This window comes from Acidobacteriota bacterium, assembly GCA_020845575.1.
Taxonomy (GTDB): domain Bacteria; phylum Acidobacteriota; class Vicinamibacteria; order Vicinamibacterales; family Vicinamibacteraceae; genus Luteitalea.
Map to the genome: position 1 here is coordinate 36,260 of JADLFL010000018.1, position 15,599 is coordinate 51,858.

Consider the following 15,599-nt stretch of genomic DNA (forward strand, 5'->3'; position numbering starts at 1 on the left):
GCGCTCACCAGAGCCACGCCGCGCCGCGCACGCCGCTCGAGTCGCCGTAGCGCGCCTTGACCAATCGCGTGTCCACGCGGTCGGAGAACACCCACGTGTCCCAGAATTTCGGCACGTGCTCGTAGATGCGGTCCACGTTCGAAACACCGCCGCCGATGACAATCACGTCGGGATCGACGATGTTGATGACGCCGGCGAGGGCGCGGGCCAGCCGATGCTCGTAGCGCTGCCAGGCGTCAATCGCCTGTGCATCGCCCGCGCGCGCGAGATCGTCGACCTGCGCGGGCGTCGCATCGCGCCCCGCCACGCGCCGGAACTCCCGGGCGAACGCCGGGCCCGAGAGCCACGTCTCGATACAACCGCTGAGGCCGCAGTAACAGGCCGGCCCGGGATACTCGTCGCTGTCGGGCCACGGCAGCATGTTGTGGCCCCATTCCCCGCCAATGGCGTTGGCCCCGATCACGGCGTTGCCGTGGACGACGAGGCCGCCGCCCACGCCGGTGCCGAGAATCACGCCGAAGACCACCTCCGCCCCCGCGGCAGCGCCGTCGGTCGCCTCTGACAGCGCCAGGCAATTGGCGTCGTTGGCCAGACGGACGTCACGCGCGAGCACGCGTTGGAGGTCCTCGGCGAACGGTTGGCCGTTCAGCCACGTGGAGTTGGCGTTCTTCACGCGCCCCGTGGCCGGCGAGATCGTCCCCGGCATGCCCACGCCGACAGAACCCGTGACACCTGTGGCCTCTTCGCAGCGCCGCACCAGTTCGGCGATCGCGGCCAGCGTACCGTCGTAGTCGTGACGTGGCGTGGGCAGTCGCTCCCTGTGCCGCTCTTGTCCATCATCGTCGAGGGCAAGTGCCTCGATCTTCGTGCCGCCGAGATCGATCCCGATTCGCATGGTCGGGCGGCAGCGTATACCCGGTACCCTAGCGGAGTGAAGAGCGATCAGACGTGGGTGACGACGGCAGACGAGGAGGGACTGCGCCTGGACAAGTTCCTGGCGGCGGCCGGGCGGGCCGGCTCGCGCCCGCGCGCGGCGGACGCCATCGCCCGTGGGCGCGTGCTCGTCAACGACGAAGAGGTGCCGGCAGGCGCGGGAGCGCGACCGGTGAAAGCCGGCGACCGTATACGCCTCTGGATGGATCGTCCGGGGTCGGCGTCACGCACCGTCAGGCCCGCGGCGCGCGATGGTCTCGTCATCCTCCACGAGGACGATGACATCGTGGTGATCGACAAGCCGGCGGGTCTGCTGACAGTGCCCCTGGACGGCGACAGCCAGGCACCGTCCGTGCTCGCGCTCGTCCACGATCGCTACAGATCCCACAGGACGCGCGAGCCGTTGGTGGTGCATCGCATCGACAAGGACACATCTGGCCTCGTGATGTTCGCGCTGCACGAACCGGCGCGCGCGGCGCTCGTGCGGCAGTTCGCCAACCACACGCCGGAGCGCGTCTATCTCGCGCTGGTGAACGGACACCCGGATCCGCCGGCTGGCACGTGGGCAGACCGGCTGTCGTGGGATGCCGACGCGTTCGTGCAGCGCCGGGCGCGGCCCGGCGATCCGGAGGCCCGCGACGCATCGTGCGCCTATCGCGTTGTCACGCGATTGGCCGACGCCTCGCTGCTGGAGATCCGCCTCCACACCGGACGCCAGGGCCAGATCCGCGCGCAGGCCCAACTGCACGGTCACTCACTCGTCGGCGATCGACGCTACCGCCCGCGCGAAGGCGAGCCCGGACATGCCCTCCGCTTCCCCCGCCAGGCCCTTCACGCGCAGCGTCTGGGCTTCGAACACCCGTCCGACGGCAGGCCCGTCACGTTCACCGCTCCCATGCCAACAGATCTCCGCGACTACCTCGAGAAACTCCGAAAACAGACCAGACAGTCGCGGGGTGGGGATCGGTGAAATGCCGGTAATGCCGAGCATGCCGCATGTCCGACGCACCGCACCTGCCGGAGCGCACGGGCTCGAGCGCGCTGGTCAGCAACAGTCGCGGATTTCGGCAAGGGTGACGACGCGACGTTCGGTGTACGCGCGTTCGAGTGCGCAGATGACTTCGGTGACGAGCACGCCCTGGTCGACGCCGGGACCGAGCGCCTCACCGCGATCCAGGCACGCCACCCACTCCTGCGCCATCCAGATCGGCGCGCCGACGAGGCTCGTCCCGATCCGGCCCGCCAGCGGCCCTCGCGCGTGCTGGCGATCGGTGACGAGCGTGAGGCCCTGATGGATCGGGTCGGCACCGATCGCGCCATCAGTGCCAACGACCTGAAAGCGGAAGTCGACAATCGCATCAGTGCCATCGGGCAGGGTCCACGCCGACGTCAGCGATGCCGTCGAACCATCGTCGAGCGTGATCAGGGCATGGACGACATCGATGGTGTCGATGCCGCGCGCGCGCAGCACGCCTCTCGACGCGACGGCCGTGACCGACACCGGCGTCCTGCCCGAGAGATGCGTCACCAGATCGATGGTGTGCGGCATCAGGAACCAGACGGGAGACGAACGGGCGGCCCACGACAGCATGGTCGTCGGCACGAACCACGTGTTGGAGAGCGTCGCCGTCGTCATGATGTGCGCACCGATCGCGCCATCACCGATCGCGCGGTGCGCCTGGACGATGTGCGGGTTCCAGCGATTCTCGAACCCGACAAGACAGGTGGCCCCGCCGTCGCGCACGGCATCGCGAATCTCGTGCGCCTCGCCAACGGACATGTCCAGCGGCTTCTCGATCAGCAGGTGCCTGCCCGCGCGGGCGGCGGCAACGGCCGCGTCGCGATGCGCGAAGTCCGGCGTGGCGACGATCACCGCGTCGAGGTCGAACTGATCGAGCAACGCGACGTGATCCGAGACGACAGGGAGACCCAGGTCACGCCGAGCCGCGTCCGCCGTAGCCCCAGACGGTTCCGCAAAGGCGACGACATCCGACACAGGCGACTCCGCGAGCGCCGTCGCGAACAACCGACCACGCAACCCCGCCCCGACGATCCCGACCCTCACCACACGGTGCCTCGCTCTCATGACGACCACGCACCACCGCACGCCTCGTCCGCATGCCGGGCGATGGTCACACATCGCCATCGGATCGACAACACGGACATCGCGACGGGCGAACCGCACCCACACGGCGGGGGCGTTACGCCGTGTGAAGTCGCGCCCCATGCGGTCATCCCGCCGTCACGGCACCCTCCATCCGGGAGGTCCGGTGGTGACCACCGTTCACGCGAACGAGGCGGCGGGCATCTCGCGGACGTGGGAGGTATCGGGCCTGAAGCCCATGTGGCGCAGGACGTCGCGATCGAGGTCGAGGCCGGGCGCGATCTCCACAAGGGACACGCCTCCGGGATCGAGGCGCAGCACGGCGCGTTCGGTGACGTACAGCACCTCCTGGCCGCCGCGCCGCGCGTAGTCGCCGCTGAACGTGATGCGCTCGACGCGCTCGACGAACTTGCGCACCCTGCCCGGCGTGACGATCGAGAGGCGGCCGTCGGCCCATGCGATGCGTGAGCCCTGCGCATCGAACGTGCCGCAGAACACCACCTTCTTCGCGTTCTGCGCGATCTCGACGAACCCACCGGGGCCGATCAGGCTGCCACCGAGGTGCGACACGTTGACGTTACCGTGTGCGTCCACCTCGCCCATGCCGAGGAACGCGATGTCGATGCCGCCGCCGCTGTAGTAGTCGAACTGCTCGATCGACGGCACGATCGCGTCGGCGTTGCGCGCGGCGCCGAACAGGTGCTCGTCGAGCATGGCGCCGTTGTGCGTCCCCTGCTCCACGCTCATCCACAGTTGCGGGCCGAGCCCCTGCTCTGCGATCACGCCGAAGATGCCGCCGGGCATCCCGAACCCGAAGTTGAGCGACGCGCCCGGGCGCAGTTCCATCGCCGCACGCCGCGCCACGATGCGCCGTTCGAGCTTCGCTGGAACCGCGGCCTCGTCCTGTCGCAGCGCCGCACGCCGCGAACCGCTCACCGTTTCGTCGTACGCGAGATCGTAGAACTGCTCCTGCTCCGGATCGACGACAAGGGCGTCGACCATGATGCCGGGGATGCGGACGTGCCTGGCGGGAAGCGCGCCAGGCTCCAGCACCTGCCTGACCTGCGCGAGGACCCGGCCGCCGCCGTTGTGCGCAGCAAGCGCCATCGCGTGGACGTCCATGTCGATGGCTTCGCCTTCGGGACTGATATTGCCGCGCGTGTCGGCGTACGTCCCGCGAACGATCGCCACGTCGACGCGGAACGGCTTGTAGTGCAGCACCTCGCGTCCATCGATGGTCAGCAGGTCGACGAGCGATTCACGGCTGCGGGCGTTGCACCGCCCGCCATCCTGGCGTGGATCGACGAACGTGCCGAGCCCGGAGTGCGTGAAGAGGCCTGGCCGTCCCGCACCGATCTCCCGGAGCAGGTGCTGGATGACGCCGCCGGGCAGGCAGTACGCCTCGATCTTCTCGTCGCGAATCAGCGCCTGCATGCGCGGCGACCACGTGAAGTGGGCGGCGATCACCTTCCGCAGCATCCCCTCGTGCGCGAGGCGATTGGTGCCGCGAGCCTCGCGGTCGCCCAGTCCGAGCGAGTGGACGAGCGTGAGCTCACGCGGATGCCCGGTTTGCAGGAAGCGTCGTTCGAGTGCCGCCAGGATGGCTTCGGCGGAGATCATCCCGGCGCCGTTACCGCTGATGGCGACTGTCTCGCCATCGCCGATCAGGGCGGCAGCCTCGTCAGCTGTCATGAAGCGCGTATGGGCCATGAGCGTGTCGAATACGGTCGTGCAACCGGTGACGTGACGGACTATCGATTGTGAAACAGGGGCTTACGCTTCTCGACGAAGGCGCGGACACCTTCACGGCAGTCGCCGGTGGCCGACGCCTGTGCCGCCGCTGCCGCGTGGTGATGTCGCAGATCCCGCCGCGACGCGGACAGCAGCCCCTTCACGAGCGCCATCGCCGCAGGTCCGTTGGCGCAGAGACGCTCGATCCACGCATCGCACTGTCGCGAGAGCGCGTCGTGGTCCGGTGCGACGGCCGTGACGAGCCCCCAGTCGAGCGCCTGCGCGGCGGTGATGGGCGTAGCCAGGAGCGTCAGGTGCGCCGCGCGTGCCGGCCCGACGACGTCCGCGAGCCGCCCCACTCCACCCCATCCGGGAATCATGCCCAGGCTCACTTCAGGTGTGCCGAGTTTCGCGCCGGCGACGGCAAGGCGAAGGTCGGCGGCAAGCGCGAGTTCGAGGCCGCCGCCGAGCGCGTGCCCGTTGAGCGCCGCGACGACAGGCTGCGGCAGGGCCGCCAACCGCTCGAAGACATCGATGCCAGCGAGGATCCACGCACGGCCCATGTCGAGCGCCGACAGGTTTCCCCACGCCTCGATGTCGCCGCCCGTGCAGAAGAAGCGCTCACCCGCACCGCGCAGCACCACCGCTCGCACGTCGCGATCGCGCGCGACTCCCTCGGCCGCGTGTCCGATCGCGTCGAGCATCGGCAACGTGAGCGCGTTGCCCTTCTCCGGCCTGTCGAGCACGATCTCCAGCCACTGCTCGTGCCTCGTGACGCGAACCATCGACCCGGATTCCTCCACGCGTCTCCCCTTCGCCTGTCGCCCTAACACACGGTGAGAAGGCGTTCGACGCAGACGTCGAGCACGTCCTCGTCCGGACGCGTCCACCAGTTGGCCGCGGAAAGGATCTCCGCCTCCACCGGGCCGGCATAGCCGGCGCATTCCAGTACGCCGCGCATGCGCCGCAGCTCGATCACGCCGTCGCCCATCATGCCGCGATCGGCCACGAGATCGCGCGTGTCGCGCAACCAGTCCGACACGTGGAATCCGAGAACGCGGCCATCCCGGCACGCGCGAGAGAGATCCGCGTCGAGATCTGGATCCCACCACACGTGATACGCGTCGACGATCACGCCGAGGCCGCCGCGCCGATCGGAATCGAGTGTCGTACACCAGTCGAGCGCCTGCGCCAGCGTGTTCAGGCACGATCGGTCCGCTGTCGTCATCGGGTGCAGCGGCTCGAGCGCCAGTGGGACGCCGACGTCGCGCGCGCGATCGAGCAGCGACGCAACGCCGTCCATGACCTGCCGGCGCGCGTCTTCCAGACTCCGTTGGCCTGGAGGCAGGCCGCCGACGACCAGCACGAAGCACGCCGCACCGAGCTCCGCCGCCTCGTCGAGCGCGCGCGCGTTGTCGTCGATGGCCGCCCGTCTCTCCGCCTCCGACGACGCGGGGAAGTAGGTGGAGCGGCACAGGCCGCTCACCGTCATCCCGTGGTCTGCGATTCGCGTTCGGAGGTCCGCCAGTCGCCGGCCCGCGATGTCGCGCCGCCACGGCGCGATCGCCCCGAATCCCCGCGCGGCGCAGATGTCGATGACGTCTTCGAGCGTCCGGCGATGCCCGAGCGTGGCCGTGTTGAGGGAGAGCGCCGACCGACAGTCGCTCAACTCGCGCATCTCAGAATCTCGGAATCGTGAGGCCGCCGTCGACGGCCACGGACTGTCCGACCGTGTAGACCAATCGACCCTCGGCCATCGATCGCACGGTGGCGGCCACATCGTCCGGGGTACCCCATCGCCGTGCCGGGACGAGACCGTCTGCGATCGCCCTGTCGTAGGTGTCCTTCACCGGCAGCGTCATGTCCGTTTCGATCACGCCCGGTCGTACCTCGTAGACGCCGATGCCGGCGTCGGCGAGTCTGACGGCGAACACTCGGGCGACCATGCTGGCCGCGGACTTCGAGACGCAATACTCGCCCCGCGCGATCGATACGGCAACCGCGTTGCTCGAGGTGACGGTGATGATGCTGCGATGCTGTCCCGCCATCGCGGGCTGCGCCAGCATCACGCGCGCAGCGCGCTGCGTGAGGAAGAACACCGCACGTGTGTTGACGGCGATGCAGCGATCGAAACTCTCGGGCGTGACATCGAGCACGTCGCCGCGCTGCATCACGCCGACGCCCGCGTTGTTCACGAGGCAGTCCACGCGCCCCCAGCGCGCTGTTGCAGCGTCGAGCAGCGACGCGTGCTGGTCGAGTCTTGCGACGTCAGTGACCACGGTCACGACGTCGACATCGCGTGCCAACACCTCATGCGCCGTCTCGCGCAGGGGACCGTCGGCGGTTCCCGGAAGGTCCGCGAGTACGGCGTTGAAGCCGGACGCACCGAGCGCGAGCGCGCACGCGCGCCCGATGCCCCGCGACGCTCCCGTCACGATGGCGACGGGACGCACGGACACGACGGGGGCAGAAGAACCGATGGCCAGACGCGAGGCTCCGGAAACGTGGAGAGCATAGATCAAGCCGCTCCCTCACGTCGGGAGCGGCATGACCACCATCCGGAGCCCGGGGATGTCGGCAAAGTCCTTGCGGTTGGTCGTCAACAGACCCAGATCCCGCTGGATCGCCTGCGCCGCGAGCCAGAGATCGTTGATCCGTACGTCGGGCGCCTTGCCCGACTTCCTGATCGCGGCGGCCAGTGTGCCGAACGTGGACGCGGTTTCGAGGGTGATCCGCAACTGCGGTTTGCGAAGCAATCGCCGAAGCGCCGCCGCGGCCTTCTGCTTCCGTGGGCCCGACGGCATGAGATCGAGACCGAAACGGATCTCGGCAACGTTGACCGGCGAGAGGTAGACGGGGTCGTGTCCGGTGATCGCGTGGATGTCGGCCGCACCGATGGTGCCGCGCTCGACGGCGACCCAGAGACTCGTGTCGATCAGCCAGCCCATGGGTCGCGCAGTTCCGAGACCCGTCCGCGCCGGCTCTTGCGCTGCGTCGCCACGGCAGCAGTCAGGGCGTCGGCGGTGTCCTCGTCCAGCGTTCGATACAGATCGCCCAGCACGCTCAGGGCATCGTGCTGCGGCGCCTCGGGAACGAGGCGCGCAACCTGGCGCTGATTGCGCACGAGGATCACTTCTTCCTGGTCGAGTTCCAGGGCGTCGAGTACCGCGCTGAAGTTCCTTGCCACCTCCGTCACCGAGAGGGTCTTCATGCGGGCATGCTATCTGATTCAATCTGATTCAGCAAGGTTGTCGAACCAGCGGGCCCCCGCTCCGTTACACTGCCTCGTGCCGCGTTTCAGGCTGCTCATCGAATACAACGGGACGCGCTACTCGGGGTGGCAGATCCAGCGCAATGCGCGGACGGTGCAGGGCGACCTGCTGGAAGCCGTCCACACGGTGACGGGTCGGCGCGACAAAGTGGAACTGTATGGCGCCGGGCGGACCGATGCCGGCGTGCACGCGCTCGGGCAGGTGGCGCATCTGGACGTGGCCACGTCGATCCCACCGGCCACGCTACTGACGCGGCTCAACGAGGCGCTCCCGTCGGACATCAACGTGCTCGACGTCAGGGTCGCGCACCACCGCTTCCATGCCAGGCACGACGCGATAGCGCGTCGTTACGTGTATCGCGTCAGCCGGCGCCGCACCGCGTTCGAGAAGCCGTTCGTGTGGTGGGTGCGCGATCGCATCGCCGTCGACGCGATGCGGCGCGGCGCGGCGAGCTTCGTCGGCCGGCTCGATTTCGAGGCGTTCTCCGACGATGATGCCAGCGAGAAGAGCACGCGCGTCCAGGTGGACGCGGTCGACATCGTCGAGGAGGGGCACCTGATCCTGATTCGCGTCACGGGATCCCACTTCCTGTGGCGCATGGTGCGCCGCATGGTCGGCGTCCTCGTCCGCGTGGGCACCGGCGACCTGCGCGAGTCCGACATCGCCAGCCTGCTCCGAAGCGACGGATCGGACGTCGCCAGGCTGACGGCCCCGGCATCAGGGCTGTTCCTCGAGGAGGTCATCTACAGGGACGGGCAATGACGAATGCAGAATGACGAACGACGGGAATCCTCGCGGGTCGGGCCCCTGCCCTGGCGCTCCATACCGCCGTGTCCCTTACACTGTGTCCCGTGACCGTCGTCTGTCTGGCCAGCTATTTCAAGGGCAACGAGTTCCTTCGCCAGTTGCGGCAGCGCGGGTGCCGCGTGGTGCTTGTCATCAAGGAGAAGCTGCGCGACGAGGACTGGGCGCACGAGGCGATCGACGAGGTGCTGACCGTCCACAATGGCGCGACGGCCGACCACTTCGTGGAGGCCGTCTCCGAGTTCGCCCGGCACAATCGCGTGGACCGCATCGTGGCGCTCGAGGAGTACGACGTGATGCACGCCGCGACGATCCGCGAGCACCTGCGCATTCCCGGCATGGGCACGACGACGGCGCGCCTGTTCCGCGACAAGCTGGCCATGCGCGTGAAGGCATTCGGTGCCGGCATCCGCGTGCCGGCGTTCGTCCACGTCCTGAACTACGACGAGATTCGCGGCTACATGGAATCGGTCCCCGCCCCGTGGGTCCTCAAGCCGCGGTCTGACGTGTCTGCCGTCGGCATCCAGAAGCTGCACGAATCCGAATTGGTGTGGCGTGCCATCGACGCGCTCGACGCACGGCCGGTGGTCAGTGAGCGCTCCACGCACTACCTGCTCGAGCGCTTCGTGCCTGGCGACGTGTTCCACGTCGACTCGCTCGTCGAGAACGGCACCGTCATCTTCGCCGGCGTGAACCGCTACTGGCGTCCGCCGATGGAGGTCGCGCACAGCGGCGGCGTGTTCATCACCAACACCGTGCGCCGAGGGTCCGACGAGGAGCGCACCCTCCTCGACATGAATCGCGCGCTGCTCTCCGCGCTCGGGTTCATCCGCGGCGCCACGCACGCCGAGTTCATCCGCGGACACGACGGCGAGTTCTACTTCCTGGAAGTGGCGGGCCGCGTGGGCGGCGCGTACATCGCCGACTCGCTGGAGGCCGCGACGGGCGTCAACGTGTGGCGCGAGTGGGCCAACCTCGAGATCGGGGGCGGCGAGACGCCATACGCGCTCCCCCCGCAGCGTGGGGACTACGGCGGCGTGGTGCTCGCGCTGGCGCGCCAGGAGTGGCCAGACACGAGCCGCTACACGGATCCCGAGGTCGTCCTCAGGCCCGCCAAACGCCATCACGCGGCCCTCGTCATCGGGTCGCACGACTACGACCGCGTGCAGCATCTGCTCGGCGAGTACGCACGGCGCTTCGAGCACGACTTCCTCGCCGTCCTGCCGCCGATGGAACGGCCGCCAGTCTGACGCACGCGTACCGTATGGCCCGTTTCGTCTCTCTCACGGCGTTCGCCGCCATCACGTCCATCCTGCTGATCGGCCTCTCGTTCACCGGCTGCGCGCAGGATCACGCGATCGTCGACGCGACACAGGCACCCGCCCCACAGGAGGCGTCGACCGATGACGCACCCTCCACGCCCTACGACGCCGATGCCCTGCCAGACGATGCGTACGGACAACTCGTGCGCTACGGCAGAGACCTCGCGGTCCGGACGTTCGCGCATATCGGCCCTGAGGTGAGCGACCCCTCGATGCGGTATGCCGGCAACAACATGGCCTGCACGTCGTGTCACCAGGGACTGGGCACCAAGGCGTTCGCGATGTCGTGGGTAGGCGTGTCCGCGACATTTCCGCAATACCGTGCGCGCGAGGACGCGATCAGCACGCTCGACGATCGCATCAACGGGTGCCTGGAGCGGAGCATGGCGGGCAAGGCCCTGCCGGCCGGCAGTCGCGAGATGAAGGCCTTCCTCGCGTACATGCACTTCCTGTCGGCGGGCGTGCCTGTCGGCAGTCGCCCCGACGGACTGGGCCTGCCGAAGTTCACGCCGCCCGAGCGACGCGCGGATCCCGCTGCGGGCCAGGTGGTGTATCAGGAGCGCTGCGCGCTCTGTCACGGTCCCGAGGGTGCCGGCCTTCCGGCCGGGCCGCCCGGCACGGCGAGCGGCTACGTGTTCCCGCCGCTCTGGGGTCCCGACTCGTTCAACGACGGCGCCGGCATGGCACGACTGCTGATGGCGTCTGCCTTCATCAAGACCAACATGCCGCTCGGCGCGCAGCAGGGCGCTTCGGTGCTCACCGACAACGAAGCGTACGACGTGGCGGCCTTCGTCCTGAGCCATCCACGCCCGAGCAAGTCACATCTCGATCGCGACTTCCCCGCGCGCTGGAACAAGCCCGTCGACAGCGCGTTCCCGCCGTACGTGGACGAGGCGCCTGCCGACCAGCACAAGTACGGTCCGTTCCAGCCGCTGCAGGAGAAGATGAAGGCGCTTCGCGACGCGCGCTGACGCGCGTCAGTCTTCGACGTAGTCGAGGTCCTTGCCGAACGTCTCTTCGAGCCCGGACAGCGCGACGAAGCTGATGACCAGCGCAATCACGCCCACGATGAGCGCGCTGTACACCACCCCTACCTGTGGCCGCAGCCAGCCGACAGACGAGGTCAGGAGCACGACGGACCCGCGCACCACGTTGGGCACCGTGGTGGTGGCTGTGGCGCGAATGTTCGTGCCGAACTGTTCCGACGCCACCGTGACGAACACCGCCCAGTACCCGGCGCCGAACCCGAGCGCGACGCAGAGCGCGTAGAAGGCGTTCAGCGAGAACGGCGCCAGGAAGAAGTACACGGCCACGAACGCCGCCGTGATCGTCTGGAACACGAGCACCGCACGACGACGGCTGCCGATGTACTGGCTGAAGAACCCGCTCCCGATGTCGCCGGCCGCCAGTCCCAGATAGGCGAACATCACCGCACGTCCCGCCGATGGCGCCTCTGCCATCCCGAGCGCGAGTCCGAGTTCTGGCGAGAACGTGATCAGGATCCCGATGACGTACCAGATCGGCACGCCGATCAGGATCACGGCGATGTACTTGCGCGCGCGATCCCACCGGTTGAACAACTGCAGGACGTTGCCGCGACTGGCGCCCGCCTTGCGCACCTGCTCGAACATCCCAGATTCGTACACGCCGATGCGCAGCGCGAGCAGCGCGAATCCCATCACGCCGCCGACGATGTACGAGATGCGCCAGTCGAAGAAGTCGCCGACGAGCGCGGCGACTACGGCCCCGAGAATGCCCGTGGCCGCGACAACGGCGGTCCCATAGCCGCGCGTCTCCTTGGGCATGATCTCGCTCACGAGCGTGATGCCCGCGCCGAGCTCACCTGCCAGTCCGATGCCGGCCAGGAACCGCAGCCACGCGTAGGCCTCCACCGAGTGGACGAACGCATTCGCGATGTTGGCTGCCGAGTACATGAAGATCGACCCGAACAGCACGCTGATCCGGCCGCGTCGATCGCCGAGCACACCCCACAGCAGGCCGCCGAGGAGCATGCCCGACATCTGCATGTTCAGCAGGCGCTCGCCCGCGCGCAGCAATTCGTCGCCGCTGATGCCCATGCTGCGCAGGCTCGGCACGCGGACGATGCTGAAGAGGAGCAGGTCGTAGATGTCGACGAAGTAGCCGAGCGCGGCCACCACCACGGACAGCGTGACGGCGCGCTGGCCGGCCTGCCGCAGCGGTGCCGCGGAGTCTGGCTGAAGCATCCGGGGATTCTACGCCGCGGTGCGCGTCGTCGGCCTCAGATTCGCGAGGCGTGCCCGCAGGCGGTGCCAACCCTCCGTTGCGGCCAGGTCCTCGAAGACCGAGTAGGCGACGGGCGTGACCAGCAGCGTGAGCAGCAGCGACAGCGTCTGCCCGCCGATGACCACGACGGCGATGGTCCGTCGTTCCTCGGCACCAGGCCCCATGCCGAGCGCCAGCGGCATCATGCCGCCGACCAGCGCCAGCGTCGTCATCAGGATGGGGCGCAGGCGATCGCGGTTGGCCTGCATGACGGCGTCGAGGCGCGGCATCCCCTGCGCGCGCAGGTTGTTCATGTGATCGATCTGCAGAATCGAGTTCTTCTTCACCACGCCGAACAGTACGAGCAGGCCGAGCGCGGAGAACAGGTTCAGCGTGGTGCCCGTTGCCCACAGGGAGAGCAGCGCGAAGGGAACGGCCAGCGGCAGCGACAGGAGAATCGTGAACGGGTGGATCACGCTCTCGAACTGCGCCGCCAGGATCATGTACATGAAGATCACCGACAGCGAGAACGCCCAGAGGAACTCGGTGAAGGTCTTTTCGAGCTCCTTGCCGCGGCCGCCGATCGTCAGGACGTAGCCCGCGGGCAGGTTCATGCTCGCGGCTTCCTGCCTGATGGCCGCGAGGCGGTCGGCCAGCGCGTAGCCATGCATCACGTTGCCGCGCAGGCGCGCGTCTCGCTGTCGGTCCAGACGGTCCACGCGCGACGGGCTGGTCGACTGTTCGATGGTGACGAGGTTGTCGAGGCGGATGAGCCGCCCGTCGCGCGACGGCACGAGCAGCCGGCCGATGGTCGCCACGTCCTGGCGATCGGTATCGGTCAGGCGCAGCTGGACGTCGTAGTCGTCGTTGAGCGCCACGTCGCGATACCGGGTGACCTCGTCGTCGCCGCCGACCAGCAGGCGGAGCGCCGTCGCGACGTCCTGGGTGTCCACGTCGAGATCGGCAGACCGCGCGCGATCGATCTGCACCCGCAGTTCGGGGCGATCGAGCTTCAGCGTGGTGTCGGCGTCCACGATTCCGAGTTCGGGTGCGCGCTCGCGGAGTTCTTCGGTATAGCGCGCGAGCTCTTCGAGCACCGGCCCCTGGACCGACACGTCGATCTCGAACGGTCCGCCGCCGAAATTGAACGTCTGCATGTTGCGCGGACCGCCTCGCAACTCCGGGTACGCGCGCAACACCTCCCTGACGCGTGTCATGACCTCCCGCTGCGTGTAGTTGCCTTCGAAGGCCTTCCATGGCTGGAGGCGCAGCGTTTCGCGCGCAAGACGTCCGACCGAGAACAGACGCTCCTCGTGCGGCGCGATCCTGATGTAGGCCCGTCCCTGGTTGACCGATCCCAGGAAGCTGCTGCCCACCGTGGCCAGCACCGTCCGCACGCCGGGGATCTCGCGGATCTGCTGCTCGATCTGCCGCATGGCGTCGTCCATCGCGACCATGGCCGTGCCTTCCGGCGCGTTGACGCTCAACTCGAACTCGGCCTCGTCCACGTCACTCGGTACGTATTCCTGTTTCACGATCGAGTAGAGCGGAATCGACGAGAGCGCGACCAGGAGACCGATGCCCATGATCACGGTCCGGTGGCTCATCGACCAGCCGAGCGCGCGCGTGTAGAACGCGTCGATGTGGCGATAGAACCCGGCGCGGGACGCCGCGCCATGCGCGTCCTTGTGCTTGGCGGCTTCGCCGCGCAGCAGGCGGGCGCTCATCATCGGCGTGAGCGTGAAGCTCACGAGCAGACTCACGAGGATCGCGACGGCCGCGGTGATGCCGAACTGGTAGAGGAAGCGCCCGGAGATGCTCGACATGAACGAGACCGGGATGAAGATGACCGCGAGGCTGAGCGTGGTGGCGAGCACGGGCAGCGCGATCTCCGCCGTGGCGTGGCGCGCCGCCTCGAACGCGTCCATCTTCTTCTCTTCCACCCAGCGGAAGATGTTCTCCAGCACCACGATGGCATCGTCGATCACGATACCCACCATCAGCACGAGCGCCAGCATCGTCACGCTGTTGAGCGTGAAATCGAGCGCCCGCATCATCCCGAACGTCGAGACGACGGACGCCGGAATCGCGATACCCGCGATGATGGTGGAACGCCAGCTGCGCATGAAGAGCATCACCACCAGGCACGCGAGGATGCTGCCGAGCACGAGGTGGATGTTGATCTCGTGCAGCGCGTTGTAGATGTAGCGCGACTGGTCGGAGATGATTTCGAGCGACACGTCGGCTGGAAGCTGGGCCTCGACACGCGGCATCGCCGCCTTGATGCCCTCGATGACGGCGACGGTGTTCGAGCCCGACTGCCGGCGCACCTCCATGACCACCGTCGGCTTGCCGTCGAGGCGCGCCAGGCTCCGCTGTTCCTTGGTGCCGTCCTCGACGCGGCCGATGTCGCTGATGCGCAGCGGGACGCCGCCACGATTGGAGATGACGATGTTGGCGAAGTCCGCGGGCTCCTGCACGCGCCCCATCGTGCGCAGGACGCGCTCCTGCACGTCGGTCGTGACGTTTCCGCCAGGAAGATCGGCGTTCTGGCGCACCAGCGCGTCTCGCACGGCGCTCACCGGAATGCCGTAGGCCGCCAGGCGGTTGGCATCGAGCCAGACGCTGATGGCGCGTTCCTGCCCGCCGACGATCAGGACCTCGCCCACACCCGGACGCCGTTCGAACTGGACCTTCGCCACCTTGTCGGCCAGTTCCGTGAGCTCGCGCAGGGAACGGTTGCCGGACAGCGCGATGGACATCACCGGTGCCGAGTCGTTGTCGAACTTGGCAATCACCGGCGGCCGGGCGTCACGCGGCAGGCGGGAGAGCACCGTCGCCACGCGGTCGCGCACGTCCTGCGCCGCCACGTCGACGTTGCGATTCAGGTCGAACGTGACCATGACGAGCGACATGCCCTGGCCCGAGATGCTCCGCAGCTCGGAGATGCCTTCGACGGTGTTGACGACTTCCTCGATGCGCTGGCTGACGAGGACCTCGACCTCTTCGGGCGACGCGCCGGGCAGCGACGTCTGCACGCGCACCGTCGGCAGGTCCACCGATGGGAACCTGTCAACCCCCAGCCCGAGATAGGCGGCCGCGCCGACCACGACCAGCGACAGCACGATCATGCTGGCGAAGACGGGGCGACGGATGCAGATGTCAGCAAGCGTGTGCATGGCCTGGCCT

At 68.1% G+C, this 15,599-nt stretch carries 14 protein-coding genes; 4 read left to right on the forward strand and 10 right to left on the reverse strand.

All coding sequences use genetic code 11. The features are described 5' to 3' along the window. Positions 1-4 precede the first annotated feature (4 nt). Entirely contained in the window at positions 5-895 is an 891-nt protein-coding gene (locus IT182_05415) for an ROK family protein (protein ID MCC6162770.1), read from the reverse strand. Positions 896-931: 36 nt separating this feature from the next. On the opposite strand from IT182_05415, the gene IT182_05420 reads away from it, so the two are divergent. Beyond that, positions 932-1,903, forward strand: a complete 972-nt coding sequence (locus tag IT182_05420) for an RluA family pseudouridine synthase (protein ID MCC6162771.1) — start codon at positions 932-934, stop codon at positions 1,901-1,903. 75 nt (positions 1,904-1,978) lie between these two features. Here the strand turns inward: IT182_05420 and IT182_05425 are convergent, their stop codons facing one another. The 7 genes from IT182_05425 to IT182_05455 form a co-directional block, all read right to left on the reverse strand. Beyond that, positions 1,979-3,019 (reverse strand): Gfo/Idh/MocA family oxidoreductase, encoded by a 1,041-nt coding sequence (locus IT182_05425; GenBank protein ID MCC6162772.1) that lies wholly within the window; start codon positions 3,017-3,019, stop codon positions 1,979-1,981. Between the two features lie 198 nt (positions 3,020-3,217). Next, entirely contained in the window at positions 3,218-4,747 is a 1,530-nt protein-coding gene (locus tag IT182_05430) for an acyl CoA:acetate/3-ketoacid CoA transferase (protein MCC6162773.1), read from the reverse strand. A gap of 41 nt (positions 4,748-4,788) precedes the next feature. Next, on the reverse strand, positions 4,789-5,553 hold the full coding sequence (locus tag IT182_05435) for an enoyl-CoA hydratase/isomerase family protein (GenBank protein ID MCC6162774.1): 765 nt from the start codon (positions 5,551-5,553) through the stop codon (positions 4,789-4,791). A gap of 41 nt (positions 5,554-5,594) precedes the next feature. Then, the gene (locus tag IT182_05440; GenBank protein ID MCC6162775.1) at positions 5,595-6,446 is read right to left on the reverse strand and encodes a sugar phosphate isomerase/epimerase; all 852 of its coding nucleotides are present in this window, start codon (positions 6,444-6,446) and stop codon (positions 5,595-5,597) included. 1 nt (position 6,447) lies between these two features. Continuing rightward, positions 6,448-7,227: a 3-ketoacyl-ACP reductase gene (locus tag IT182_05445; GenBank protein ID MCC6162776.1), complete on the reverse strand. Its 780-nt coding sequence runs from the start codon at positions 7,225-7,227 to the stop codon at positions 6,448-6,450. 72 nt (positions 7,228-7,299) lie between these two features. Next, complete coding sequence (locus IT182_05450) at positions 7,300-7,716, reverse strand: PIN domain-containing protein (GenBank protein MCC6162777.1); 417 nt, start codon at positions 7,714-7,716, stop codon at positions 7,300-7,302. Then, positions 7,704-7,979 carry a type II toxin-antitoxin system Phd/YefM family antitoxin gene (locus IT182_05455; protein ID MCC6162778.1) on the reverse strand — a complete coding sequence of 92 codons (276 nt, stop codon included), beginning with the start codon at positions 7,977-7,979 and terminating at the stop codon, positions 7,704-7,706. Before IT182_05455 ends, IT182_05450 begins: the two co-directional genes overlap by 13 nt. A 76-nt stretch (positions 7,980-8,055) precedes the next feature. Between IT182_05455 and truA the strand changes: the two genes are divergently transcribed. From truA to IT182_05470, 3 genes are all read left to right on the forward strand, one after another. Then, on the forward strand, positions 8,056-8,802 hold the full coding sequence (gene truA / locus IT182_05460; protein MCC6162779.1) for a tRNA pseudouridine(38-40) synthase TruA: 747 nt from the start codon (positions 8,056-8,058) through the stop codon (positions 8,800-8,802). 89 nt (positions 8,803-8,891) lie between these two features. Next, positions 8,892-10,094, forward strand: a complete 1,203-nt coding sequence (locus IT182_05465; GenBank protein ID MCC6162780.1) for an ATP-grasp domain-containing protein — start codon at positions 8,892-8,894, stop codon at positions 10,092-10,094. 14 nt (positions 10,095-10,108) lie between these two features. After that, the gene (locus IT182_05470; GenBank protein ID MCC6162781.1) at positions 10,109-11,137 is read left to right on the forward strand and encodes a c-type cytochrome; all 1,029 of its coding nucleotides are present in this window, start codon (positions 10,109-10,111) and stop codon (positions 11,135-11,137) included. Positions 11,138-11,143: 6 nt separating this feature from the next. Here IT182_05470 and IT182_05475 read toward each other — a convergent pair whose 3' ends face one another. Continuing rightward, positions 11,144-12,391 carry an MFS transporter gene (locus tag IT182_05475; protein ID MCC6162782.1) on the reverse strand — a complete coding sequence of 416 codons (1,248 nt, stop codon included), beginning with the start codon at positions 12,389-12,391 and terminating at the stop codon, positions 11,144-11,146. Positions 12,392-12,400: 9 nt separating this feature from the next. Next, on the reverse strand, positions 12,401-15,589 hold the full coding sequence (locus IT182_05480; protein ID MCC6162783.1) for an efflux RND transporter permease subunit: 3,189 nt from the start codon (positions 15,587-15,589) through the stop codon (positions 12,401-12,403). Between the last annotated feature and the right edge of the window lie 10 nt (positions 15,590-15,599).